Here is a 23,936-nt window from a genome sequence, read left to right as displayed (position 1 = left end):
AGTGCCCGCACCGGAACTGACCGCCACCACCCCGCTCGACGACGAACTCGTCGCCGAACGGGCCCACCTGGACACCTCCCGCGCCGCGCTGCGCCGGATGCGGGAGCGCGCCGAGTCACTGTTCGCCACCGGCGACAAGGTGGCCGGCGACGCGTACACCGCCGAGCAGCTCGGCCGGCACATGGCCCGGCGGGTCAAGGAGCTGGCCGACGATCCGACCACCCCGCTCTTCTTCGGCCGGCTGGACTTCGGCGGGCACGCCGACAGCCCGCCCAGCGGGGAGACGGACCCGGACCACGCCGGGCGGAACTACCACGTCGGGCGGCGCCACGTCACCGACGACCTGGGTGAACCGCTGGTGCTCGACTGGCGGGCCCCGGTGTCCCGATCGTTCTACCGGGCCAGCGCCCGCGACCCGCAGGGCGTCGCGGTGCGCCGCCGGTTCGGCTTCAGCGCCGGCGCGCTGACCAGCTTCGAGGACGAACACCTCGACCGGGGCGAGGAACTCGGCACGGCCAGCCGCATCCTCACCGCCGAGATCGAACGCCCCCGCGTCGGCCCGATGCGGGACATCGTCGCCACCATCCAGCCCGAGCAGGACGAGCTGGTCCGGGCCGACCTGGCCGACTCGATCTGCGTGCAGGGCGCGCCGGGCACCGGGAAGACCGCGGTCGGGCTGCACCGCGCCGCGTACCTGCTCTACCTGCACCGGGAACGGCTGCGCCGCTCGGGTGTGCTGATCGTCGGGCCGAACCGGGCGTTCCTGTCGTACATCGCGGCGGTGCTGCCGGCGCTCGGGGAGGTCGAGGTCGAGCAGGCCACCGTCGAGGACCTGGTCGCCCGCGTGCCGGTCCGCGCGGTCGACGACCCGGCCGCCGCCGCGCTCAAGCACGACATCCGGATGGCCGAGGTGCTGCGTCGCGCCGTCGAGGCCCACATCGGTACGCCCACCGAGCCGATCATGGTCTCGGACGGCTCGTACCGGTGGCGGATCGGGCTCGACCCGCTGCACCGCCTGGTCACCGAGACGCGGCAGGAGGGGCTGCCCTACGCCACCGGCCGGGAACGGGTCCGGGCCCGGGTGGTGGGGCTGCTGCAACGCCAGGCCGAGGCCCGCCGCGCCGAGTCGCCCTCCGACGCCTGGCTGCGCCGGATGAGCCGGATCAAGCCGGTCACCGACCTGCTCGACGCGGTCTGGCCGGCGCTCACCCCGGACGGGCTGCTGCACCGGCTGCGGACCGACACCGAAGCGCTCGCCGCCGCCGCCGACGGGCTGCTCAGCGCCGACGAGCAGGAGCTGTTCCGCGCCGGCAAGGTCGGACGCACCCCGAAGGCGACCCGGTGGACCGCCGCCGACGCGGTCCTCCTCGACGAGGTCGCCGGGCTGCTGGAGCGACCCGCCGGGTTCGGTCACGTGGTGGTCGACGAGGCGCAGGACCTCTCGCCGATGCAGTGCCGGGCCATCGCCCGCCGCAGCGAACACGGCTCCATCACGCTCCTCGGCGACCTGGCCCAGGGCACCGCGCCCTGGGCCGCGACCGACTGGCGGGAGTCCCTGGCCCACCTGGGCAAGCCGGACGCCGCGGTGGTGCCGCTGAGCGTCGGCTTCCGGGTGCCGGCCGCCGTGGTGGCGTTCGCGAACCGGCTGCTGCCCGCGCTCGCCGTCGACGTACCCCCGGCCCGGTCGCTGCGCCACGACGGGGCGCTCGATGTGCGTACCGTCGAGGATCTGACGGCCGCGACGGTGGCCGAGGTGCGGGCGGCGCTGGCGCACGACGGCTCGGTCGGCGTGATCGCCGCCGACGACACGGTGGACCGGCTCCGCGCGGCGCTCGACGCCGCCGGCGTCGAGACCGCGACCGCCGACGACGTCGAGGCCGCGGCGCGCGTCACCGTCGTCCCGGCAACGCTGGTCAAGGGCCTGGAGTACGACCACGTGGTGGTCGTCGAGCCGGCCGCGATCGTGGCCGCCGAGCCGCGCGGCCTGCACCGCCTCTACGTGGTGCTGACCCGGGCGGTCTCCGGGCTGGCGGTGCTGCACCGCGCCCCGCTGCCCGCCCCGCTGGCCGACTGACGGAACCGGTGGCCCCCGGGCGGAGCGACTGGCGGACACCCGGTACACAGGGGAGGCACCGTCCCCCGCCCGAGGAGCCCGCGATGATCCTGGCCCGCGCCGAACAGGTCAGCCGCCGCTACGGCGAGGTGCTGGCGCTGGACCGGGTCGACCTGACCGTCCGGGCCGGGGAGCTGGTCGGCCTGCTCGGCCCGAACGGCGCCGGCAAGAGCACCCTGATCAACCTGCTGGTGGGGCTGCGCCGCCCGACCGCCGGCCGGGTCGAGCTGCTCGGCGGTGACCCGCGCGACCCGGCGAGCCGGCGACAGCTCGGGGTGACCCCGCAGGAGACCGGCCTGCCCGGCACGCTGCGGGTCGGCGAGGTGGTCGACTTCGTCTCCGCGCACTTCCCCGACCCGGTGCCCCGGGGTGAGCTGCTCGACCGGTTCGGCCTCGCCGACCAGGCGCGGCGGCAGACCGGCGGCCTCTCCGGCGGGCAACGCCGGCGGCTGGCCGTGGCGCTGGCGTTCGTCGGCCGGCCCCGGCTGGTGGTGCTGGACGAGCCCACCACCGGGCTCGACGTGGAAGCGCGGCACGCGCTCTGGGACGCGATCCGCGGCTTCCACGCCGACGGCGGCACGGTGCTGCTGAGCAGCCACTACCTGGAGGAGGTGGAGGCGCTCGCCCAGCGGGTGGTGGTGATCGGCCACGGGCGGGTGCTCGCCGACGACTCGGTGGCGGCGATCCGGGGCATCGTCGGCGTACGCCGGGTCAGCCTGGTCGCCGACGACCTGCCGGCGCTGCCCGGGGTGGTCGCCACCGAACGCGTCGACGGGCGGGTCCACCTGCTCACCACCGACGCCGACCAGCTCGTCCGCGACCTGGTCACCGCCGGCGTGGCGTTCCGCGACCTGGAGGTCCGCCCCACCTCGCTGGAGGAGGCGTTCCTCGCCATCACGGCCGACGCCCGGCCCGCGCCCACCCCCGCCTAGGAGACCGCCGTGCCGCTCGCCCTGGTCCACGCCCGCTACCAGCTCCTGGAGATCATCCGGATCCCGGTGGCGGTGGTGGGCAGCGCGTTCTTCCCCGCCGCCGCGATGCTCTTCTTCGTGGTGCCGTTCGCCGGCGACGACCCCACCGGCGCCACGTACGCCACCGCCGCCATGGTCACGTTCGCGACCATGAGCGCCAACATCTTCCAGTACGGCGTGGGCGTCGCCGAGGACCGCGACCAGCCCTGGAACCCGTACACCCGGACCCTGCCGGCCGGGCCGGCACCGCGCCTGGCCGGGCGGATCCTGGCCGGCCTGGTGCTGACCTACCTGTCGATGGTGCCGGTGGTGGTGATCGCGGCGGTGGCCACCGCGGCGCGGGTCACCGTGGCGCAGTTCCTGATCGGGCTCGCCGCGGTCGCCGTGATCTCGGTGCCGTTCACGCTGCTCGGCCTCGCGATCGGCTACTCGTTGCCGAGCAAGGCGGCGATCGTGGTGGCGCAGGTGCTCTTCTTCCCGCTGGCGTTCGGCGGTGGCCTGCTCTCCGCGCCGGACCAGGCCCCCGGTTTCGTCCAGGCGGTCGCCCCCTACCTGCCGACCCGGGGCGCGGTGGAGTTGATGTGGGCGGCGGTCACCGACTGGCGGCCCGACCCCCGGGCGCTGGTGATGCTGGTGGTCTGGGTGGTGGCGCTCGCCGCGGTCGCCGGCTGGGCGTACCGGCGGGACGAGGGACGCCGCTTCCGCTGACGTTTTGTCCGGTTCCGGCCCGGCGGCCGGCCCGGTGGTGCCACGATGCCGGCAGGGCGGCCAGCGGGACCGCCCCCGGCGGAAGGGGTCACCCGTGAACGGCGTCGAGCCCGGCACACCCTGCTGGACCGACCTGGCCACCCCCGGACTGGACGACGCGAGACGGTTCTACCCGCAACTGTTCGGCTGGACCGGACGGATCTCCACCGTGCCGGACGCCGGCGGCTACACCGTCTTCCTCAAGGACGGCAAGGCCGTCGCCGGGGCCGGCCCGCCGGCCACCCCGGACCAGGTGCCGGTCTGGTCGACGTACGTGGCCACGGACGACGCAGACCTGGTCGCCACCCGGGTCGCGGCGGCCGGCGGGCAGGTGGTCGTCGCCCCGTTCGACGTCGCCGCGCAGGGTCGGATGGCGGTGCTCGCCGACCCGGCCGGCGCGGTGTTCAGCGTCTGGCAGCCGATGGCGATGCGCGGCGCGGAGTTGTTCAACGCGCCCGGCGCGATGTGCTGGAACGAGCTGGTCACCCCCGATCCGGAGGGAGCCCGGGAGTTCTACGCGCTGGTCTTCGGCTGGCATCCCGAGGAACGGTCGACCGGGCCGGCCCCCTACATCGGATGGCGCTGCGGCGCCCGCATCGTCGCCGGCATGCTGCCGCCGGCCGAGCCGCTCCCCGCCGACCTGCCGGCGTACTGGACGGTCTACTTCGGGGTGGAGGACACCGACGCCACCGCGGCCCGCGCCGCCGAACTGGGCGGCACCATCCTCGTCCCGCCCCGGGACAACCCGGCCGGTCGCTCCGCCGCCCTCCGCGACCCGCACGGCGCGCTCTTCTCCATCTCCACCCTCCGCTGACCGCCCCGCCCGCGTGTAAGGAGGGGCCCCCTTTTAACAGGTGGCGGTGAGAGGGGGCCCCTTCTCTACCGAATGCGTTAAGCGGGGGCCCCTCCTTCTCACCGGCGGCGGAGCGGGACGACGTGTGGGCCGTGTGGGCCGGGGATGACCCGGACGTGGGCGCGGTAGTGGCGGGCGAGCAGGTCCTCGGTGAGCACCTCGGCGGGTGGGCCGGCGGCGGCCACCCGGCCCTCGGCGAGCAGCACCAGACGGTCGGCGTACTCGCCGGCGATGGAGAGGTCGTGCATGGTGGCGAGCACGGTCAGGTCGTGCTCGCGGCGGAGCTGGTCGACCAGTTCCAGCACCTCCTGCTGGTGCCCGATGTCCAACGCGCTGGTCGGCTCGTCGAGCAGCAGCAGGGTGGCACCCTGGGCCAACGCCCGGGCCAGGAAGACCCGCTGCCGCTCGCCGCCGGAGAGCGTGGCCAGCTCACGGCTGCCGAACCCGGCCAGGTCGAGCCGGTCCAGCACCTGGCGCACGGCGGCCAGGTCGGCGGCGGACTCCCGACCCAGCGGCGGCATGTGGGGCGTGCGCCCGAGCAGCACATAGTCGACGACCGCCATGCCGGCCGGCACCGCCGGTGACTGCGCCACGGTGGCCACCACCCGGGCCCGGTCGCGGCGGCGCATCGCGCGGATCGGCGTACCGAAGAGGGAGACGGCGTCCGGCGCGGGCAGCAGGCCGCCGACGGCGCGCAGCAGCGTCGACTTGCCGGCGCCGTTGGGGCCGATGACGGTGACCCACTCGCCCACCGCGACGGTCAGGTCGACGCCGGCCAGGACCGGACTGCCGCCCAACTCGACCCGCAGGTCCCGGACCTCGACCGCGGCGGTCATGCTGGTCCACCGGCGTGCGACTGCGGGGCTCGCAAACCCGGCTCACTCCTCGCGCTCACGCTGGTCCCCCGGGCGTGCGACTGCGGGGCTCGCAAACCCGGCTCACTCCTCGCGCTCACGCTGGTCCCCCGGGCGTGCGACTGCGGGGCTCGCAAACCCGGCTCACTCCTCGCGCTCACGCTGGTCCCCCGGGCGTGCGACTGCGGGGCTCGCAAACCCGGCTCACTCCTCGCGCTCACGCGCGCACCCCGCGGGCGGTGCGCAGGATCAGGACGAAGAACGGGCCGCCGAGCAGCGCGGTCACCACGCCGATGGGGATCTCGGCGGGTGCCGCGGCGGTCCGCGCGACCACGTCGGTCAGCGCCAGGAACGCGCCGCCGAAGAGCATCGACAGCGGCAGGATCACCCGGTGGCTGGAACCGGCGAGCAGCCGGACGGTGTGCGGCACGATGATGCCGACGAAGCCGATCAGACCGGAGGCGGAGACCGCGGCGGCGGTGCCCAGCGAGGCGGCGGCGATCAGCAGGTAGCGGGACCGCTGCGGGTGCAGCCCGAGGCTGGTGGCCTCGTCGTCGCCGAGGGCGAGCACGTCCAGCTCCCGCCGGTGCGCCAGCACCACCACGGCGGTGAGCAGGAAGTACGGCAGGACCAGCAGCACGTCGTGCCAGCCGGCGGTGGAGAGCCGCCCGAGCAGCCAGGAGTACACCTGCTGGAGGCTGTCCGAGTGCGCTTGCAGCAGGTAGGTCTGCCCGGCGGCGAGGAACGCCGAGACGGCCACCCCGGCCAGGATCAGCGTGGCCGGGGAGCGGTCCCGGCCGCCGGCGGCGCCGAGCAGGTACGTCATCGCCACCGCGCCGAGCGAGCCGACGAACGCGGCGAGCGGGACGGTGACCGGCAGGCCGGTGAGCGCCCCGCCGGCCCCGGCGCCGAGCACGATCGCCGCGGTGACCGCGAGCCCGGCCCCGGCGGCCACACCGAGCAGGTACGGGTCGGCCAGCGGGTTGCGGAAGACGCCCTGGTAGCAGCCGCCGGCCAGGGCGAGCAGCGCGCCGACGAGCAGACCGAGCACGACCCGGGGCAGGCGCAGTTCGGTGACGATGGCGACCTCCTGCTCGGTGAGCCCGCTGTCCAGGTGCACGCCGGGCAGCAGGTTGAGCAGTTCCGCCGCGACGCTGCCGGGCGGCAGGCTGACCGGGCCGAACGAGACGCCGGCCACCAGCGCGACGAGCACCGCCACCAGGCCGGCGAGCAGCCAGCGTGTGCGCAGCCCGGCCGGCCGGGCCGGAGCGTCGGCGTGTGCCGCGCCCCGGCGGGGGTGCGGCAGCCGGCCGGCCGGCCGGGACGCGTCGGGCGTCCCGGCCGGCACGGGGTCCGCCGGTCGTACGGCCACGGTCAGGCCGGGACCTTGGCGGTGGCGTCGACGATCGCCTTCAGCAGGTCGACGACGCGCGGGCCCCAACGCGAGGCGATGTCGTCGTCAAGCGCCACGACCTGGTTGTTCTTGACCGCGGTGAGGCCGGCCCACCCGCTGCGCGCCTTGACCGTGTCGGCGCTCTGCTGGCAGCACTTGGTGTCGGCCAGGAAGACGAAGTCGGGGTTCGCCTTGACGATGACCTCCTGGGAGAGCTGCGGGTAGCCGCCGCTCTTGCCGCCGGCGTCGGCCGGGTCGGCGATGTTCTCCAGCCCGGCGAGCGCGTAGATGGTGCCGATGAACGTCTTGCTGGTCGCGGTGTACAGCTCCGGGCCCAGCTCGTGGTAGTAGGTCAGCTTCTCGGCGCGCTTGGGCAGGTCCTTGGTGAGCGCGGTGATGTCGTCCTTCATCTTCCGCACCACGGCGTCCGCCTCGGCCGGGTGGCCGGTGAGCTTGCCCAGGTCGGTGAGCTGCCGGTACGTGTCGTCGAGCGTGGTCGCGGCCGGGGTGAGCAGGACCGGGATCTTCAGCGCGACGAGCTGGCTGGCGATCTTGTTGGTGTCATTGGTGATCACCACCAGGTCGGGGCTCTTCGCGGCGATCGCCTCGGCGTTCGGCTGGTAGCCGGAGAGGTCGGTCTTCGGCGCGTCCGCCGGGTAGTTCGACTGGTCGTCGACGGCGGCGACCTGCTTGCCGGCGCCGATGGCGAAGAGCATCTCGGTCGAGGTCGGCGACAGCGAGACGATCTTCTCGGGGCGCTTCTCCAGCGTCAGGTTGCCCACGCTGGCGGGGAACGAGCCGCCGGACGCGCCGGGGGCGGGGGCGTCGGTCGAGGTCTTCTCGGCGCAGCCGCCGAGAAGCAGCACGCCGGCCGCGAGCGCGGTGGCGAAGAGCCGAGGGGTACGTCGGGTCACAGGTCCTCCTGTCGGTCGAGGAGCGTGGTGCTTCGCCGACAGGCTGGAAGGGCCCCGTCCGCGAGGCGCCCTTCCTCGAAGGCGCGTGTCGCGACCGGGCCGCAGGCGACCTGGCTCGTCCCACGTCCGTCGGCGCCGGCGGGAGGCCGACGCCGACCGTACGGGGCATCACAGTTGCGGGACAGCGCCGGTTTCGCACCGGCTTCGCTGTGGCACGGTCCGTGCCACCGTAGCGCACGACCAGCGAAGATCACCCGGACGGGCGGGGTGGGCGGGGACCCCGGTGGGGGTGGAGCCGGGGTCCCCGCCGCCGGGTGAGGTCAGCAGTACTGGCTCTGCTTGCCGATCGCCCGGTACGGGCAGTCGGCGTACTCGGACAGCGTCAGCACGGCGTCCCGGTTGCGCGAGGTCTGCGCCGGGATCACCTCGTCGGGCGGGTAGAAGCCGCCGCCGGAGGCCGAGCCGGGGTACATCTCGAACGTGTACGCCCAGATCTTGTGGGTGCCCCACATCCAGTCGATGCTGGTGCCGTCCGCGATGTAGAGGTCGCTGGACTGCTCCGGGGTGTAGCCGTTGCTGGCCGCCATCTGCTGGCCGATGGTGGCGAACGTGTTGTACTGGTCGGCGGTCATCCCGGTGGCGGTGTTGCTGTACGTGTAGCCGTACGGCCAGAGCACCAGCTGGGAATAGGTGTGGAAGTCGATGTTCGCCTTGATCTGCTGCACCCCGCCGACGACCCGGCTGTTGACGAAGTTGCGCAGCGCGGCGGTCTCCGGGGCGGAGAAGGCGGACGGGCCGCGGTAGGTGTCCGACGACTTCGTGCTCGACGAGCCGCCGCAGCAGCCCCACTGGTAGCTCCAGTTGCGGTTCAGGTCGGTGCCGACGTACGTGGAGCCGCTGTTGGGCTGCCGGTTCTTCCGCCAGGAGCGGTAGGAGCCGGTGGCGATGTCGTACTCGCTGCCGTCCGGGTTGACGGTGGGCACGATCCAGATCTCCCGGGAGTTCACGATGTTGGTGATCCGGGAGTCGGTGCCGTAGTTGTCGGTGAACAGGTTGAGCAGGTAGATCGCCATCTCGACGGTCAGGTGCTCGCGGGCGTGCTGCTGGGCGTTGAACAGGATCTCCGGTTCGCCCTCGTCGGTGCCGACGTTGTCGGAGATCTTCACGGCCATCAGGTCCCGGCCCTGGTAGGACGTGCCGATGCTGAGCTTGCGGGCGATGCTCGGGTGGTCGGCGACCACCTGGTTCACCACCGCGGTCAGCTCGGCGTAGTCGTGGTAGTTCGAGTCGGCGGGCGGGAACGCGTACGCGGTCGCGCCGCCGGCCGGCGCCGGGGCGACGTCCTTCTCCAGCCGGAAGCCGAGTCGGGTGATCGCCTTCGCCTCGGCGGTGGTGGCCGTGACGTGCAGCACGCCGTGTTCGGAGTAGTCGATGGCGGCGCCGGTGCGGGCGACCGCGGTGCGGTCGGCGACGGTGCGTGGGCCGAGCACCCGGTAGGCGACGGCGGCCGACTCGCCGGCCCGGTCCGGGTCGGGGCGGGCGGCGGCCGGCCCGGCGGCGGCGGTGACCAGGATCAGGCCGACGGCGGCGACGAACGCGAGCCGGCGGCGCAGCGGGGACGTGCGGAGGGCCATGGACAACCTCCTCGGGGTACGGGGAGATCCCGTTGTCCGCACACTCCACCAGCAGTCACATGGTCATATCAACATCCGTCGTTGTCATGAACCATCCCGACCTGATCCTCACGTCGGCAATGATTTTCCATGGCTGAACATCTGGCGAAACTTCCCGCCAAGGACGACAGTGAACGGCAACGATGCCGTTTCCCCGTGGAGCTGCCATGTTCGGAAGACCCCTGCGCGCGGTCGCCCTCGCCGGCCTGACCGCGCTCACCCTGCTCGGCACCACCGCACCCGCCCAGGCCCACGGCCCCCGGCCGGGCGTCACCCACGACGAACAGATCACCTTCCAGGAGTTCTCCCGCTACCCCGACTGGCGTACCGGCACGCACCAGGGCACCCGCGCCGTGCCCGGCCGCCAGCCGGCGCTCACCATCGCCCGGCCCGCCGGCACAGCCGAATTCACCGACGAACACACCGGCGCCACCCGTACCTGGGAGTACGCCACCTGGACCTCACCCGAGCGGCGGATCGGGTTCGACGCCACCGAACTCGTCGCGTCCTGGAACGCCAGCACCCCCGCCGGCACCTGGATCCAGGTCGAGCTGCACGGCACCTACAACACCGGGGCCCAGACCCCGTGGTACGTGATGGGCCGCTGGGCCTCCGGCGACCAGGACATCAAGCGGGCCACGCTGGACGGTCAGGGTGACCCCTGGTCGAGCATCTGGACCGACACGTTCGCCGTCGACGACGCCTCGGCCGGGGTGCTGCTGCGCTCGTACCAGCTCCGGCTGACGCTCTACCGCGCGCCCGGACAGGCCGCCGCGCCGCAGGTCCGGATGGTCGGCGCGATGGCCTCGAACGTGCCGGACCGGTTCACCGTCACGCCGAGCCGGGGCGGCATCGCCTGGGGCACCGAGCTGGCCGTGCCCCGCTACTCGCAGAACGTCCACATCGGCGAGTACCCGGAGTACGACGGCGGCGGCGAGGCGTGGTGCTCGCCCACCTCCACCGAGATGGTGGTCGAGTACTGGGGACGCAAGCCCTCGGCCGAGGACACCGCCTGGGTCGACCCCGCCTACGCCGACCCGACCGTCGACCACGCCGCCCGGATGACCTACGACCACGAGTACGACGGCGCCGGCAACTGGCCGTTCAACACCGCGTACGCCGCCGGCTTCCCCGGTCTGGAGGCGCGCGTCACCCGCCTGCACTCGCTGGACGAGGCGGAACGGTTCATCAAGGCCGGCATCCCGGTGGTCACGTCGCAGTCGTTCCTGGCCGAGGAGCTGGACGGGGCGAACTACGGCACCTCCGGGCACCTGTTCGTGATCGTCGGCTTCACCGCCGACGGCGACGTGATCGTCAACGACCCGGCGTCGTCCTCGAACGAGGCGGTGCGCAACGTCTACAAGCGCGAGCAGTTCGAGCAGATCTGGCAGCGCACCAAGCGCTACCGGGCCAACGGCACCGTGGCCTCCGGCTCCGGCGGCATCGCATACCTGATCAAGCCGCTGAACCGCCCCTGGCCCACCGTCCCCAACTCCACCAACTGGTGAGCTGAAAGGAGGGGCCCCTTGTTAACGCCTGGCGTCGAGAAGGGGCCCCTTCTCACCACTCAGCCGCGGGGCTCGCCCGGCGCGTCGGTGGGCTGGTCGTCGCCGGCCAGGGCGGAGCGCAGCCGGTCCTTCTCGGCGCGGCGGCGCTCCGCCGCGTCGGCCATCTCCCCGGCCATCTCGTCCCGCCACCCCTTCAGCAGGAAGAACGACAGCGTGGCGGAGAAGACCAACGCCAGCATCAGCCGCAGGAACATGTTCATCTCGACGAACCAGAGGGCCGCCAGCACCGCGACGAACAGCCCGATCCGGCCCAGCGTGTACTTGACCGCCGCGCTCATGCCCGCATTCCCACTCTCTCCGCCGCCTCAGCCCGTCCGCCGGGCCAGCCAGTGCACGCCATGAAACCAGATCACCGCGTAGACCACGGTGAAAACCGCCGCGGCCAGCGCGCCGGTGAACAGCGCCGGCAGCCCCGCGGCCAGCCCGGCCGCCAGCAACCCGGCCAGCACGCCGACCCCGAGCCCGACCAGCGCCGCCAGCACCCGGGCGGCACCGAACTCCCAGGCCCGGAAGTCGTCCCAGAACAGCCAGAGCGGCAGGATCACCGCGAGCCAGCCGTTGGTCCCCCCGAACCCGCCGGCGCCGACGGCGGCGAACGCCCACTCGAAGAGCAGCAGCGCCAGCACGCCGATGACCAGCCCGGCGAGCGTCACGCCGAGCAGGTCACCGAGCGTCAGGATGCGTCCCTCGGCGTCCCGCCGAGGAAAGCCGCGCTGCTGCTCCCCGGTGCTCGTCGCCGGGTCAGGCCCAGACCTGCCGATGCTCATCGCCGGGTCAGGCCCAGACCTGCTGCGGCTCGGAACGGCGCTCGGCCATCGACGGCGCGGCAGCGTACTCACGGACGGTCTCGTAGCGGGTGTTCCGCTCCACCGGGCGGAAGCCGGCGTCCCAGATCAGGTGGAGCAGGTCGTCCCGGTGCATGGTGTTCGGCGTGCCGTACGAGTCGGCGTCGTGCGTGATCTTGTATTCCACCACCGAGCCGTCCAGGTCGTCCACGCCGAAGTTCAGCGAGAGCTGGGCCACCGAGAGCCCGTGCATGACCCAGAAGCACTTCACGTGCGGGACGTTGTCGAACAGCAGACGGGAGACCGCGAACGTCTTGAGCGACTCGGCCGGGGAGGCCATCGTGGTACGGGCCTGGATCCGGTTACGGACCTTGCCGTCCGCCGAGTCGACGAAGTCGTGCTGGTAGCGCAGCGGGATGAAGACCTGGAAGCCCCCGGTCTCGTCCTGCAGCTCACGCAGCCGCAGCACATGGTCGACCCGGTGCCGGGGCTCCTCGATGTGGCCGTAGAGCATGGTCGACGGCGTCTTCATGCCCTTCGAGTGGGCCAACCGGTGGATCCGCGACCAGTCCTCCCAGTGGCAGGCGTGGTCGACGATGTGCTGCCGGACCTCCCAGTCGAAGATCTCCGCGCCGCCGCCGGTCAGCGACTCCAGCCCGGCGTCCATCAACTCGTCGAGGATCGCGTCGGCGGTCAGCCCGCTGATCTTCTCGAACCACTGCACCTCGGTCGCGGTGAACGCCTTGAGGTTGACCTTCGGCAGCGCGGCCTTCAGCTCGCGCAGCACCTTGGGGTAGTAGCGCCAGGGCAGCGTCGGGTGCAGGCCGTTGACGATGTGCAGCTCGGTGAGCTGCTCGTCCTCCATCTCCTTGGCCTTGCGGACCGCCTCGTCGATCCGCATCGTGTAGGCGTCCTTCTCGCCCGGCTTGCGCTGGAACGAGCAGTACGCGCACGACGCGGAACAGACGTTGGTCAGGTTGAGGTGCCGGTTGACGTTGAACATCACCCGGTCGCCGTTGAGCTCCGTACGCCTGTGGTGGGCCAGCCGGCCCAACCAGGTCAGGTCGTCGCTCGCGTAGAGCGCGATGCCGTCCTCGCGGGTCAGCCGCTCCCCCGCGTAGACCTTCGCTTCGAGCTCGCGCTTGAGTCCGGCGTCCATCCGAAAGCCACGTCCTTCCACCTGGGGTCCCGATCGAGCGTACGTCGCGGGTCCGGAGCGCCGCCCGCGCGGTCGACCGCAGCGACCCAGTTCACCGGTCGTCACGCTCCGCACATCGACATCGTTGCGTCGGTGAGGTAAGACAGGGTGGGGCGGAACACACACCAGGGGTCGCCCTGTCTCATCACGCCCACGACGCGTGGCGCGCACCAGACCGGACGGGGAGCGGAATGGTCGACAGCACCAAGGCCCGAAGGCGACGGCGACGCTCACCGGTGATCTCACCGGTGCTGCGCCCGGCGCTCTGGTCCGCCCTGCTCGGGGCGGTCGCGGCCGCGGCGCTCGCCACCCCGGCCTGGGCCGATCCGCTGCCCGACACCATCCCCAGCACCGGGTCCCGGCCGCAGGTCACCGGCCCGCTCCAGCTCCCCACCGTGCCGGGCGCCACCGCCGGCCGTCCTGGCCCCACCGTCCCCGGCCAGCCCGGCGTCCCGGTGCCCGGCCTGCCCGGCGCCACCGTCCCCGGTGCCGCCGTGCCCGGCGGCGCGCCGGTCCTGCCGGGTGCCACGACCGGTGTCACGAACCCGGCCGACGGGCCGCTGATCGCGCAGATCAACCAGGTCGACGGCCAGGTCGCCCAGCTCGGCGACAACCTCCTGCGGGTCAAGGGCGAGCGGGACGCGGCCCAGGCCGAGCTGACCGCCGCCGCCGCCCGGCTCAAGGAGGCCCAGGCCGCGCTGGCCCGGGCCCAGGAGAACGCCAAGAGCGCCGCCGCCGACGCGGTCAAGGCCGACGCCGCGCTGCCGCCCGGCGAGTTCGGCGCCAGCCTGCGCCAGTTCTCCGATCTCCAGCGGATCACCCGGGGCGACAAGGCCGAGGGGGCCACCACCTCGGTGACCGGCGAGCTGCTGCGCGCCACCACCGACGAGCGGGTCGCGCGTGAGGCGCACGCCTCGGTCCAGCGCCGGGTCACCGAGAAGACCGCGGAGTTCACCCGGGTCGAGACCGACCTGCACAAGCAGGAAGCCGCGCTGCTCAAGCTCCGCCGCGACAACGCCGCCAAGCTGCTCGAGATCGAGCGCCGCGAGGACGCCGCCGAGCAGCGGCTCGGCAACCCGTACGTCGTCAACCAGAGCATCAACGGCCTGGTCGCCGACCCGCGGGCGCTGGCCGCCGTGCGCTACGCCCTGGCCCAGTTGGGTGACCCCTACCTCTGGGCGGCGGAGGGCCCGGACCGGTTCGACTGCTCCGGTCTGATGCTCGCCGCCTACCAGTCTGCCGGCTACCGGGGCCTGCCCCGCGTCTCCCGGGACCAGTACTACGCGACCCGCTCCCGCACCGTCAGCCCGACCGCCCTCCTCCCCGGTGACCTGCTCTTCTTCGCCTCCAGCGGTAGCTGGAGCAGCATCCACCACGTCGCCATGTACATCGGTAACGGCAAGATGGTGGAGGCGCCGCGGACCGGCGACGTGGTCAAGATCTCGGTGGTCCGGTGGTCCCGGCTCTACGCGGCGACCCGGGTGGTCGGCGCCGTCCCCGGGCCCGCCACGCCGGTGCCGCTCCCGACCGTGCCGGTCAACCCGCCGAAGCCCGGCACCACGCCGAAGCCGACCCCGAAGCCGACGAAGACCGCCACGCCGAAGCCGAAGCCGACGCCGAAGCCGACGAAGTCCGCCACGCCGAAGCCCACGCCGACCACGTCCAGTCCGACGCCCACCCCGTCGACGAGCACCAGCCCGACGCCCACCCCGACGCCCACCCCGTCGGACACGCCGAGCCCGTCGCCGAGTCGCACCGCCACCGTCGCACCGTCGTCGACCTCGGCGAAACCGACCGAGAGCGCCGCCGCGCCGTCGAGCAGCACGGCGAAGCCGACGGAGAGCACGGCCGGCAGCAAGTCCGCCAGCCCGACCAGCACCGGCTGACCCAACCGTCCGCTCCGACTGTGTTCCCGGGCCGGAATGTGGCACGGTGAGATCCAGGCACTTCCGGCCGGCGCCACGGTCGGGGGCGAGCGTGGGTGCGGAGGGGCGAGATGGGCGAGCACGAGGTTCCGGCGGAGACGGTCCAACCGGGATCCACGCCCGACCCCGTCGGGAACGCCGACGAGCGCCCGGCGCAGCCGGGTCCGGTCGCCGTCGCGCGGGCCCGGGTCAGCGTGGCCGGCTCGGCGGTAGCGCCGCCGTCGGGCGGGGAACGGCCCGGTCCGCCGGCCACCGCCACCACCTACCGGGCGGGCGCCCCGGCGGAGAGCGTCCCGCCGCTGGACCGCCGCCGCCCCGGGGCGACCGTTTCGCCGCCGTCCAGTTGGTCCGCCTTCGCGGCGGCCGACCGGCCGGCCTCGACCGACGACGACGCCGGTTCGCCGGCCGCCTCGACGCCGCCGACGCCGGTTCCGGTGGCCCCGGTCCCGCCACCGCCGGCCACCCCGACCACGGCCACCCCGACCACGGCCGCCCCAACCCCGGCTGTCCCGAGCCCGGCTGCCCCGACCTCCGCTGCCCCGACCCCGGCTGGTCCGATCCCGCTCCCGGCCGCCGCGACGCCGGCACCCGTTCCGACCGTGGACGCCGCCGACCGTTCCGGGCCGGCTCCCGACGACGCCGCGGCGGGCCCGACCGACGGCGCCTCCCCGACCACCCCGGCCTCCGGTGCCGCCCCGGCCCCCAGCGCCGCCCGGATCTCCGGCTCCGCCCAGGTGCCCGGTGCCGGCCAGGTGCCCGGCTCAACCCAGATGCCCAGCACCCCCCAGATGCCCAGCGCCCCCCAGGTGCCCGGCTCAACCCAGGTGCCCGGCTCAACCCAGGTGCCGAACTCCGTCCAGGTGCCCAGCGCCACCCAGGTCTCCGGTGCCGCTCAGGTGCCCGCGCCGCGCGCGGGGTCCCCGGACGCGAGCCGGGACGCCCGCCCCGGCGGCGACGCCGGCCAGCAGCCGGCCGACCGGTTCGCCGGCCGGGTCACGCCCGCGCCACGCACCGACTCCCCGGCAGCGCCCGCCCGGGCCAGCGCTTCGGTGCCCGGCCTGAGCCGGGTCTCGGCCGACGAGGTCGCCGTGTCGGTGGCGGCCGCGCCCACCGCCGCGAAGCTCTACCGGGCCGCCCCGGTCAACCCGGAGCCACCGGAGCCCGCCCAGCCGCCGGAGCCGGCGCAGCCGCCGTCCCCGCCGGGTCCCGAGCCCGAGCCGGCTCCGACCCCGGTGCCCGGGCCGACGCCCCCGTCACCGGCTCCGCCCGTACCCGAGCCGGAGCCCCCGCTCCGCCCGTCGCCCCCGGTGCCGGCCCCCGTGCCGGCTCCGTCCCCGAATCCGCCCGGACCGAATCCGCCGGGGCCGAATCCGCCCGGACCGAATCCGCCGGGGCCGGTTCCGCCGATGCCCGGGCCACCGGTGCCGCCCCCGGGTCCGGTGGTGCCTCCGCCACCGCCGCCGCCCGGCCCGATGCCCGCGCCCCCGTTCCCGCCGCCGCCGGCGATGGCCGGCGTGCCCGGAGCGCAGCCGGTCTGGCCCCCCACGTCCGCGCCGCCGGCCCCGGCCGTCCCGGCGCCGCCGACCTGGCCGCCGCCGGCCGCTTCCGCACGGCAGACCGAAACCACCCCTCCGGTACGCCCGCAGCTCGGCAGTCAGGACCTCGCCGGAACCGCGTACGGCGGCACGGAGGGCCCGGGCTTCGCCACGGTCGCGCTCCCGCAGAGCAGCCCGTCGGAGAACACCGGTTCGCTGACCGGGCACATCCTGGCCCAGGGCTGGGCCGAGGACACCCCGGCCACCCGGGCCAGCAACACCAAGGTCATCATCGTGTTGGCCGTCGCGCTGACGGCGCTGATCGCCATCAGTCTGCTCGTGGTGTTCCTGGCCAACGACGCGCTGAGCGGCCTGACCGGCACCGTGCTGATGCGCTGACGGGGGTGAGCCCGCCCACTACGGCCGCGCGATGCGGTGGCCGTGTCGGTGAAGCGCCGTACACTTGTCGGGATCACTGACCTGGCGCGCCCGACTGCGCGCCCATGGGCGATCTTGCGGGCGATTCGGCGGCGTGACGGTGCCGCGGCAGGCCATCGCGAAGATGCGCCCCGCTCGAAAGGTATTTCTTGACCACCTTCGCTGAATCCGGCATGTCCCCGTCCACCGACCCGATCACCGACGCCCCCGACTTCGCCTCGCTCGGCCTTCCGACGCAGGTGGTCGACGCGCTCGCCCGGCAGGGCATCACCACCCCGTTCGAGATCCAGCGGGCCACCGTGCCGGACGCGCTCGCCGGCCGCGACGTGCTCGGCCGGGGCCAGACCGGCTCCGGCAAGACGCTGGCCTTCGGCCTGCCGGTGATCGCCCGGCTCGCCGACCGCAACCGGGCCCGGCCGCTGCACCCCCGCGCACTGATCCTGGTCCCCACGCGTGAGCTGGCCATGCAGGTCAACGACGCGCTGGTGCCGCTCGGCAAGGCGGTGGGCATCTTCCTGAAGACCGCGGTCGGCGGCGTGCCGTACGACCGGCAGATCGACGCGCTCCGCCGGGGTGTGGAGATCGTGGTGGCCACGCCGGGGCGGCTCGGCGACCTGATCGCGCGCGGTGTCTGCCGGCTCGACGACGTCGAGGTCACCGTGCTGGACGAGGCCGACCAGATGGCCGACATGGGCTTCCTGCCCGAGGTCACCGAGCTGCTGGCGAAGACGCCCGCGGACGCCCAGCGGCTGCTCTTCTCGGCCACTCTGGACAACGACGTCGACTCGCTGGTCAAGCGGTTCATGACCGACCCGGTCACCCACTCGACCGCGCCGGCCACCGCGGCGGTGTCCACCATGGATCACCACATGCTGCTGATCCCGCCGCACGACAAGTTCGCGGTCACCGCGTCCATCGCCGCCCGTGAGGGGCGCACCATGGTCTTCGCCCGTACGCAGCTCGGCGTCGACCGGCTGGTCGAGCAGCTCACCGCGGTCGGCGTACGGGCCGGTGGCCTGCACGGCGGAAAGACCCAGCGGATGCGCACCAGGACGCTTGCCGAGTTCCGCGAGGGCCGGATGAACGTGCTGGTCGCCACCGACGTGGCGGCCCGGGGCATCCATGTCGACGGGGTCTCGCTGGTGCTGCACGTGGACCCGCCGAAGGACCCGAAGGACTACCTGCACCGGGCCGGCCGCACCGCCCGGGCCGGCGAGTCCGGCGCGGTGGCGACCCTGGTGCTGCCGAAGCAGCGCCGGACCACGTTGGCCATGCTGGAGAAGGCGGGCGTCGAGCCGTCCCAGGCTCGGGTCCGCGCCGGCGACGAGGCGCTGGCCGAGCTGACCGGCGCGCGCGAGCCCAGCGGCGTACCGGTCCGCGAGGAGCCGGAGCCCCGCCGTGGCGGCGGCCCCCGCCGCTTCGGCGACCGGGACGGACGCGGCTACGGCGACCGGCCCACCGGCGGACGCGGCTACGGCGACCGGCCCACCGGCGGACGCGGCTACGGCGACCGACCCAGCGGCGAGCGCCGCTACGGCGACCGACCCACCGGCGAACGTCGCTACGGCGACCGGCCCAGCGGTGAGCGCAGCTTCGGCGACCGACCCGGCGGTGAGCGTCGCTTCGGCGACCGGCCGACCGGCGAGCGCGCCTTCGGGGACCGGTTCGGTAGCGACCGGACCGAGCGCCGCGACGACCGGCGCTTCGGGGACCGGCGGTCCGACGACCGCGGGGACCGCTTCGAGGGCCGGCAGTCCGACGACCGGCGCTTCGGCGAGCGGGCGCAGCGTGACCGGACCGGCGGCGACCGGCCGTTCGGGGACCGGCACCGGCCGACCGGCGGGCGCGGCTTCGACCGGGACGACCGGGGACGCGACGACCGCCCCACCGGCGGGCGTGACTTCGGCGAGCGCCGCCACGGGGACCGCCCGCAGGGTGAGCGTCGCTTCGGGGACCGGGACGGCAGCGCCCAGCGTCGCTTCGGGGACCGGGACGGCAGCACCGAGCGTCGCTTCGGAGACCGCGACGGCGGCACCGAGCGTCGCTTCGGGGACCGGGGCGAGGCCCGGCCGGCCGAGCGTCGGGGCGGATTCCGTCCCGAGGGCCGGGGCCGGGACGACCGGCCGCGCGACGACCGGCGCGGTTTCGGCGGGCGCCCGCCGGCCCGTACCCACTGATCCGGAGCCTCCGGAAGATCACTGCGAACGCCGCCGTCGAGCACCCGCTCTGCGGCGGCGTTCGCGCATCCGCTGCCGGTACCCGGCGGGTCGCGTAACGTCCGGTCCATGCCGAAGTCGCTCTTCTGGGCCCGGACCGACACCGCCGGATCCGAGCATGTCGTGCTCGACGACCGCCAGGGGCTGACCGCGCAGGGCGTGGCGCTGGCCGTGGACCCGATCCCGTACACCTGCCGTTACCGCCTGACGGTCGCGCCGGACTGGTCGACCAGCCGGCTGGAGGTCGACGCGGAAGGCGCCGGCTGGGCGCGGAGCGTACGCCTGGAGCGGGGCGGCGACGGGTGGCGCGCGCGTACCGGCGAGGAGGGTGACCTGGACGCGGCGCTGCGGGCGGCCGGGCATCCGCCCGTGGGCCTGCCCGGTACGGATGACCCGGACCGGCTGGCCGAGGCGCTCGACGTCGACCTGGGCGGCTCCCCGCTGACCAACACGCTGCCGATCCGCCGGATCGGGCTGGGCCGGCTCCCCGCCGACCTGGCGACGAGCGTGACGGTGGTGTGGGTGCTGCTGCCCGGCCTGACGGTGCTCCCCGCCGAGCAGGTCTACACCTCGCTGGGGCCGGGCCGGGTGCGGTACGCCGGTGACGGGTTCACGGCCGACCTGGAGGTCGACCCGGAGGGCTTCGTGGTGCGCTATCCCGGGCTCGCGGAGCGGGTCGACCCGCGCTGACCGTCGGGGCGGCCGGTCAGGCGCGCAGTCCGCGCAGCAGGACGCCGAGGTAGCGGTCGGCGGCGTCCGCGTCGCTGATCATCGCCGCGTGTTGCACGCCGCACATCAGGCTGCGCAGGTCGTCGGCCGTGATGTCGGATCGGACGGCGCCGGCCTGCCGGGCCCGGTGGAGCAGGTGGTCGAGCGCGTCGAAGAAGTCGGCCGCCGGGGCGACGGCGTCGGCGGTGAGGCCGTCGCGGGCGGCCAGCACCTCGGCCAGCGCCGGTTCCTCGCGGAGCAGCCGCAGCCCGGTCGACATCAGCCGCTCGAACCCGGCGACGGGATCGGCGGCGGCGGCGCTCGCCCGCGCGTCCGCGGCCAGCCGGGTGAAGCTCTGCGCCGCCAGCGCCTCGATCAGCACCTGCCGGTTGGGGAAGTGCCGGTAGGCGGTACCCACGCCGACGCCGGCGGCCTTGGCGATCGCGTTCAGCGGCAGGTCGCGGTCGCCGCCGCGTAGCCGGGCCCCGGCCACGGTGAGCATCTGCTCGCGGACCCGGGCGGAGTCCGCCCGCAGCCGTCCGCCCGTGCCTGTCGACATGGCGAAAGGATAACTCATCCGCTTGCCTGCTACGCTGGGCGCAGATCGGATAGATAATCCGATCGGATCACACATCCGCTGAGGAGTTGTCATGGCTGTGAGCTGGACCTTCGCCGACATCCCCGACCTGACCGGCCGCACGGCCGTGGTGACCGGCGCGACCAGTGGACTCGGCCTGGTCGTCGCGCGGCAGTTGACGGCGCACGGCGCGACCGTGATCGCGGCGGTCCGCGACGTGGACAAGGCGGCCCGCGTCCTGCCCGGGGTCGAGGCGCGGCGGCTCGACGTCGCCGACCTGGACTCGGTCGCCGCCTTCGCCACCGGCCTGCACGCCCAGGGGCGGTCCCTCGACCTGTTGGTCAACAACGCCGGCATCGGCGGCCACCAGGGCCGCCGGCTCAGCCCGCAGGGCATCGAGATGCAGTTCGCCACCAACTTCCTCGGCCACTTCGCGCTCACCGGTCGCCTGCTCGACCTGATCCGCGACGGCGGGCGCGTCGTGCACGTCGGGTCCGGCCTCTACCGGATCTTCCGGGTGGCGCCGCCCTTCGACGACCCGGCCGCCGAGCGGTCCTACTCGCCCTCGCGGGCGTACGTGACGTCCAAGCTCGCGAACCTGCTCCTCGGCCTGGAACTCGACCGCCGGTTGCGGCGCGCCGGCCGGCCGGTGCAGAGCCTGGTGGCCCATCCCGGCCTGGCGAGAACCGCGTTGAACGACGACATCCGCCGCCCGGCCCTGCGCGCGACGATGGCGGTCCTCCAGGCGCTGATCGGCCGGCCGGCCGAACGCGCGGCGGTTCCGCTGCTGTTCGCCGCCACCGCCCCCGGGGCGCGGGGCGGGGTCTTCATCGGCCCCGGCAACCGGAAGTCGGACGACCGGGTGCACCTCGACCCGGTCGCCGCGCCCGCGAACGACCCGGCCGTCGCCGGCCGGCTGTGGGACCGGGCCCGCACCTGGTCCGCTGTCGAGTACCCGCCGGACCTGCGATGACGACCGACGCCGGTCAGGCCGGCCAGGTGCCGTCGTCCAGGAACCGGTCGACGGCGGTGAGGTACGGGGCGAGGTCGAGGCCCTGCCCGGCCACCCACCGGTCGGAGTAGTACGTGTCGACGTAGCGGTCGCCCGGGTCGCAGATCAGCGTCACCACCGAGCCGGTCCGGCCGGCGGCGCGCATCTCGGCGATCAGCCCGAACGCGCCCCAGAGGTTGGTGCCGGTGGAGCCGCCGACCCGGCGGCCGAGCACCGCCGAGCCGGCGCGCATGGCGGCCAGCGACGCGGCGTCCGGCACCTGCACCATCCGGTCCACCACGCTGGGCAGGAAGGACGGCTCGACGCCGGGCCGGCCGATGCCCTCGATCCGGGAGCCACGACCGGTGCGGAACGACCAGTCGCCGGCCTGCCACGCCGGGTAGAACGCGGAGTTCTCCGGGTCCACCACGCACAGCTTGGTGGGCAGTCGGCGGTAGCGGGCGTACCGGCCGATGGTGGCGCTGGTGCCGCCGGTGCCGGCGCCCACCACGATCCAGGCCGGCACCGGGTGCCGCTCCAGCGCGAGCTGCGCGTAGATCGACTCGGCGATGTTGTTGTTGCCCCGCCAGTCGGTGGCCCGCTCGGCGTAGGTGAACTGGTCCATGTAGTGACCGCCGGTGTCCTCGGCCAGCCAGCGCGCCTCGATCACCACCTTGGCCGGGTCCCGGACCAGGTGGCAGCGCCCGCCCTGGAACTCGATCTGGGCGATCTTCTCCGGCGAGGTGGAGGCCGGCATGACCGCGATGAACGGCAGCCCGAGCATCCGCGCGAAGTACGCCTCGGAGACCGCCGTCGACCCGGACGACGCCTCGACGATCGTGGTGTCCCGGCGGATCCAGCCGTTGCACAGCCCGTAGAGGAACAGCGAGCGGGCCAGCCGGTGCTTGAGCGAGCCGGTCGGGTGCACCGACTCGTCCTTGAGGTAGAGGTCGATCCCCCACGCCCGGGGCAGCGGGAACGGCAGGAGGTGGGTGTCGGCGGACCGGTTGGCGTCCGCCTCGACCGTGGCGATCGCCTCGGTGAGCCAGCGCCGGGCGGCCTCGTCACACCGGTCGAGATGAGTCACGCCGGCAACGTTACAAGCGAGGCCGGCTCGCGTCCGTCCGGACCCGGCGCGCCTGCCGGCGCTGCCCGGCCCGGCCGGCGGCGCGCACCACCGGCGTGAGCGCCAGGGCGAGCCGGGGGAACGCGTCGAGCAGCCGGACCTGCGCGCCACGCCAGCGCGGCAGGCTGACCACCGGGCGCGGCCGGCGGGCCAGCCGGACCGCCCGCGCGGCCACCCGCTCCGGCGTCAGCAGCGACCCGGTGAAGGACGCCAGCGCCCCGGGGTCGTCGAGCTTGTCGTGCAGCATCGGCGTCCAGATCCCGTCCGGGCACAGGCACGACACGTGTACGCCCCGGACGCCGGCCATCCGCAGGTCGGTCAGCGTGCCGAGGCTGAACGCCAGCAGGGCGTGCTTGCTGGCCGCGTACACCGTCTCGCCGGGCGCGGCGATCAGCCCGGCCAGCGAGACGACGTTGAGCACGTGGCCGTGGCCCTGCTCCCGCATGACCGCCACGGCGGCCAGCGTGCCGTTGACCGCGCCGAGCGCGTTGACCTCGATCACCCGCTGCCGGGTTTCGGCGTCCTGCTCCCAGGCGGGGCCGGTGACCAGGATGCCGGCGTTGTTCACCCACAGCCCGAGCCCGCCCGGACCGCCGGCCGCCTCGGCGGCGACCGCCGCGCAGGCGGCCTCGTCGCGGACGTCGAGCGGGCGGGACCAGCCGCCCAGCGGCCCGGCGACGGCGCCCACCGCCTCGGCGTCGACGTCGGTCAGCAGCACCCGCCAGCCGTCGGCGTGCAGCGCGGCGGCGAGCGCGCGGCCCAGTCCGCCGGCCGAGCCGGTCACCACGGCGGCACCCCGCCCCGAGGTCGTCATCGCCGCACGCTATCCGTCCGCACCGCCCTCGGCCAGACCCTTGGCCGGGCCGGGCGGGCCGGGCCGGGCCGGTGGAGAGGCGGCGGTGGTATCCGCGCGTCCGCCTACAAAGTTGATGGCGCAGATGAGTCAGGCCGGGTCGTCGGGTTCCGCACCGATGTCGACGGGCGAAGCAGGACCCGCTGGTGGCCGCCGGAGGCTCGCCATCCGAGCCCCGGCGCAGCGAGTGGACTCCCGAGGGCCGTGGGCTGGCCCTGGCGCTCCCCGTGCCGTACCCCGCCCACCCCCGCATCCGCGCACCCCCACCCCTGCCCGCATCCGCATCCGAGCACCGGCACCGGCACCGGCACCGGCACCGGCACCGGCACCGGCACCGGCACCGGCACAGTTTCACGGAAAGAGTGCTTATTCCGGCTCGAACAGCCACTCTTTCCGTGAATGTGGGCGGGCGCGGGAGCGCGAGGGCGCGAGGGCGGGGCGCGAGGGCGGGGCGCAAGGGCGGGGCACTGGTGCTCGCCTGAGTCGTTTACGCCATCA

Annotated in this window: 21 protein-coding genes, 1 pseudogene and 1 riboswitch; of the genes and pseudogenes, 10 read left to right on the top strand and 12 right to left on the bottom strand. The window is 74.3% G+C overall.

Going from position 1 to position 23,936, the window contains the following annotated elements; all coding sequences use genetic code 11:
- Position 1: 1 nt before the first annotated feature.
- From OG767_RS03005 to OG767_RS02990, 4 genes are all read left to right on the top strand, one after another.
- The gene (locus OG767_RS03005) at positions 2 to 2,074 is read left to right on the top strand and encodes a HelD family protein (RefSeq protein ID WP_405092047.1); all 2,073 of its coding nucleotides are present in this window, start codon (positions 2 to 4) and stop codon (positions 2,072 to 2,074) included.
- Between the two features lie 83 nt (positions 2,075 to 2,157).
- Positions 2,158 to 3,045 carry an ABC transporter ATP-binding protein gene (locus OG767_RS03000; protein ID WP_405092046.1) on the top strand — a complete coding sequence of 296 codons (888 nt, stop codon included), beginning with the start codon at positions 2,158 to 2,160 and terminating at the stop codon, positions 3,043 to 3,045.
- A 9-nt stretch (positions 3,046 to 3,054) separates the two neighbouring features.
- Positions 3,055 to 3,792, top strand: coding sequence for an ABC transporter permease (locus tag OG767_RS02995; RefSeq protein WP_281943642.1), 738 nt, complete (start codon positions 3,055 to 3,057; stop codon positions 3,790 to 3,792).
- 94 nt (positions 3,793 to 3,886) lie between these two features.
- Positions 3,887 to 4,645, top strand: a complete 759-nt coding sequence (locus OG767_RS02990) for a VOC family protein (protein WP_405092045.1) — start codon at positions 3,887 to 3,889, stop codon at positions 4,643 to 4,645.
- A 98-nt stretch (positions 4,646 to 4,743) separates the two neighbouring features.
- Here OG767_RS02990 and OG767_RS02985 read toward each other — a convergent pair whose 3' ends face one another.
- The 4 genes and pseudogenes from OG767_RS02985 to OG767_RS02970 form a co-directional block, all read right to left on the bottom strand.
- Positions 4,744 to 5,520 carry an ABC transporter ATP-binding protein gene (locus OG767_RS02985; protein WP_405092044.1) on the bottom strand — a complete coding sequence of 259 codons (777 nt, stop codon included), beginning with the start codon at positions 5,518 to 5,520 and terminating at the stop codon, positions 4,744 to 4,746.
- A gap of 235 nt (positions 5,521 to 5,755) precedes the next feature.
- Positions 5,756 to 6,844 carry an iron ABC transporter permease gene (locus tag OG767_RS02980; protein WP_281943823.1) on the bottom strand — a complete coding sequence of 363 codons (1,089 nt, stop codon included), beginning with the start codon at positions 6,842 to 6,844 and terminating at the stop codon, positions 5,756 to 5,758.
- A 68-nt stretch (positions 6,845 to 6,912) separates the two neighbouring features.
- On the bottom strand, positions 6,913 to 7,845 hold the full coding sequence (locus OG767_RS02975) for an ABC transporter substrate-binding protein (protein WP_405092043.1): 933 nt from the start codon (positions 7,843 to 7,845) through the stop codon (positions 6,913 to 6,915).
- Between the two features lie 109 nt (positions 7,846 to 7,954).
- A riboswitch (cobalamin riboswitch) is annotated at positions 7,955 to 8,048 on the bottom strand.
- A 120-nt stretch (positions 8,049 to 8,168) separates the two neighbouring features.
- A pseudogene (locus OG767_RS02970) lies at positions 8,169 to 9,479 on the bottom strand (M14 family metallopeptidase); the annotation flags it as partial.
- Between the two features lie 206 nt (positions 9,480 to 9,685).
- On the opposite strand from OG767_RS02970, the gene OG767_RS02965 reads away from it, so the two are divergent.
- Positions 9,686 to 11,026, top strand: a complete 1,341-nt coding sequence (locus OG767_RS02965; RefSeq protein ID WP_405092042.1) for a C39 family peptidase — start codon at positions 9,686 to 9,688, stop codon at positions 11,024 to 11,026.
- A 59-nt stretch (positions 11,027 to 11,085) separates the two neighbouring features.
- Here the strand turns inward: OG767_RS02965 and OG767_RS02960 are convergent, their stop codons facing one another.
- Genes OG767_RS02960 through mqnE form a run of 3 tightly spaced genes read right to left on the bottom strand, consistent with a single transcriptional unit; the run spans position 11,086 to position 13,030 of the window.
- Positions 11,086 to 11,364 (bottom strand): DUF4229 domain-containing protein, encoded by a 279-nt coding sequence (locus tag OG767_RS02960; RefSeq protein WP_281943650.1) that lies wholly within the window; start codon positions 11,362 to 11,364, stop codon positions 11,086 to 11,088.
- Between the two features lie 27 nt (positions 11,365 to 11,391).
- A complete protein-coding gene (locus OG767_RS02955) occupies positions 11,392 to 11,853 on the bottom strand; it encodes a hypothetical protein (protein ID WP_405092041.1) in 462 nt (153 codons plus the stop codon).
- A 7-nt stretch (positions 11,854 to 11,860) separates the two neighbouring features.
- Positions 11,861 to 13,030, bottom strand: coding sequence for an aminofutalosine synthase MqnE (gene mqnE / locus OG767_RS02950; RefSeq protein WP_107154643.1), 1,170 nt, complete (start codon positions 13,028 to 13,030; stop codon positions 11,861 to 11,863).
- 230 nt (positions 13,031 to 13,260) lie between these two features.
- Here mqnE and OG767_RS02945 point away from each other — a divergent pair, with 230 nt between their 5' ends.
- A complete protein-coding gene (locus tag OG767_RS02945; protein WP_405092040.1) occupies positions 13,261 to 14,955 on the top strand; it encodes a C40 family peptidase in 1,695 nt (564 codons plus the stop codon).
- 301 nt (positions 14,956 to 15,256) lie between these two features.
- Here OG767_RS02945 and OG767_RS02940 read toward each other — a convergent pair whose 3' ends face one another.
- Together OG767_RS02940 and OG767_RS02935 are read right to left on the bottom strand one after the other, a co-directional pair.
- Positions 15,257 to 15,868, bottom strand: a complete 612-nt coding sequence (locus OG767_RS02940) for a hypothetical protein (RefSeq protein WP_405092039.1) — start codon at positions 15,866 to 15,868, stop codon at positions 15,257 to 15,259.
- An 18-nt stretch (positions 15,869 to 15,886) separates the two neighbouring features.
- Positions 15,887 to 16,105 (bottom strand): hypothetical protein, encoded by a 219-nt coding sequence (locus tag OG767_RS02935; protein WP_405092038.1) that lies wholly within the window; start codon positions 16,103 to 16,105, stop codon positions 15,887 to 15,889.
- 361 nt (positions 16,106 to 16,466) lie between these two features.
- Between OG767_RS02935 and OG767_RS02930 the strand changes: the two genes are divergently transcribed.
- The 3 genes from OG767_RS02930 (at position 16,467) to OG767_RS02920 (ending at position 19,873) form a co-directional block, all read left to right on the top strand.
- Positions 16,467 to 16,928, top strand: coding sequence for a hypothetical protein (locus tag OG767_RS02930; protein ID WP_405092037.1), 462 nt, complete (start codon positions 16,467 to 16,469; stop codon positions 16,926 to 16,928).
- Positions 16,929 to 17,116: 188 nt separating this feature from the next.
- Positions 17,117 to 19,144 (top strand): DEAD/DEAH box helicase, encoded by a 2,028-nt coding sequence (locus tag OG767_RS02925; protein WP_405092036.1) that lies wholly within the window; start codon positions 17,117 to 17,119, stop codon positions 19,142 to 19,144.
- Positions 19,145 to 19,252: 108 nt separating this feature from the next.
- A complete protein-coding gene (locus tag OG767_RS02920; RefSeq protein WP_405092035.1) occupies positions 19,253 to 19,873 on the top strand; it encodes a putative glycolipid-binding domain-containing protein in 621 nt (206 codons plus the stop codon).
- 16 nt (positions 19,874 to 19,889) lie between these two features.
- On the opposite strand, the gene OG767_RS02915 is transcribed toward OG767_RS02920, so the two are convergent.
- Complete coding sequence (locus OG767_RS02915) at positions 19,890 to 20,450, bottom strand: TetR/AcrR family transcriptional regulator (RefSeq protein ID WP_405092034.1); 561 nt, start codon at positions 20,448 to 20,450, stop codon at positions 19,890 to 19,892.
- Between the two features lie 91 nt (positions 20,451 to 20,541).
- On the opposite strand from OG767_RS02915, the gene OG767_RS02910 reads away from it, so the two are divergent.
- Complete coding sequence (locus OG767_RS02910; RefSeq protein ID WP_405092033.1) at positions 20,542 to 21,441, top strand: SDR family NAD(P)-dependent oxidoreductase; 900 nt, start codon at positions 20,542 to 20,544, stop codon at positions 21,439 to 21,441.
- 13 nt (positions 21,442 to 21,454) lie between these two features.
- On the opposite strand, the gene OG767_RS02905 is transcribed toward OG767_RS02910, so the two are convergent.
- Together OG767_RS02905 and OG767_RS02900 are read right to left on the bottom strand one after the other, a co-directional pair.
- Entirely contained in the window at positions 21,455 to 22,546 is a 1,092-nt protein-coding gene (locus OG767_RS02905) for a PLP-dependent cysteine synthase family protein (RefSeq protein WP_405092032.1), read from the bottom strand.
- Between the two features lie 10 nt (positions 22,547 to 22,556).
- Positions 22,557 to 23,399, bottom strand: a complete 843-nt coding sequence (locus OG767_RS02900; protein WP_405092031.1) for an SDR family oxidoreductase — start codon at positions 23,397 to 23,399, stop codon at positions 22,557 to 22,559.
- Between the last annotated feature and the right edge of the window lie 537 nt (positions 23,400 to 23,936).

Origin of the sequence: Micromonospora sp. NBC_01392, from assembly GCF_045040125.1 — a bacterium.
GTDB lineage: Bacteria > Actinomycetota > Actinomycetes > Mycobacteriales > Micromonosporaceae > Micromonospora.
The sequence above is the reverse complement of the archived record's forward strand: the minus strand, read 5'-3'. Positions and strand labels throughout refer to the sequence as shown.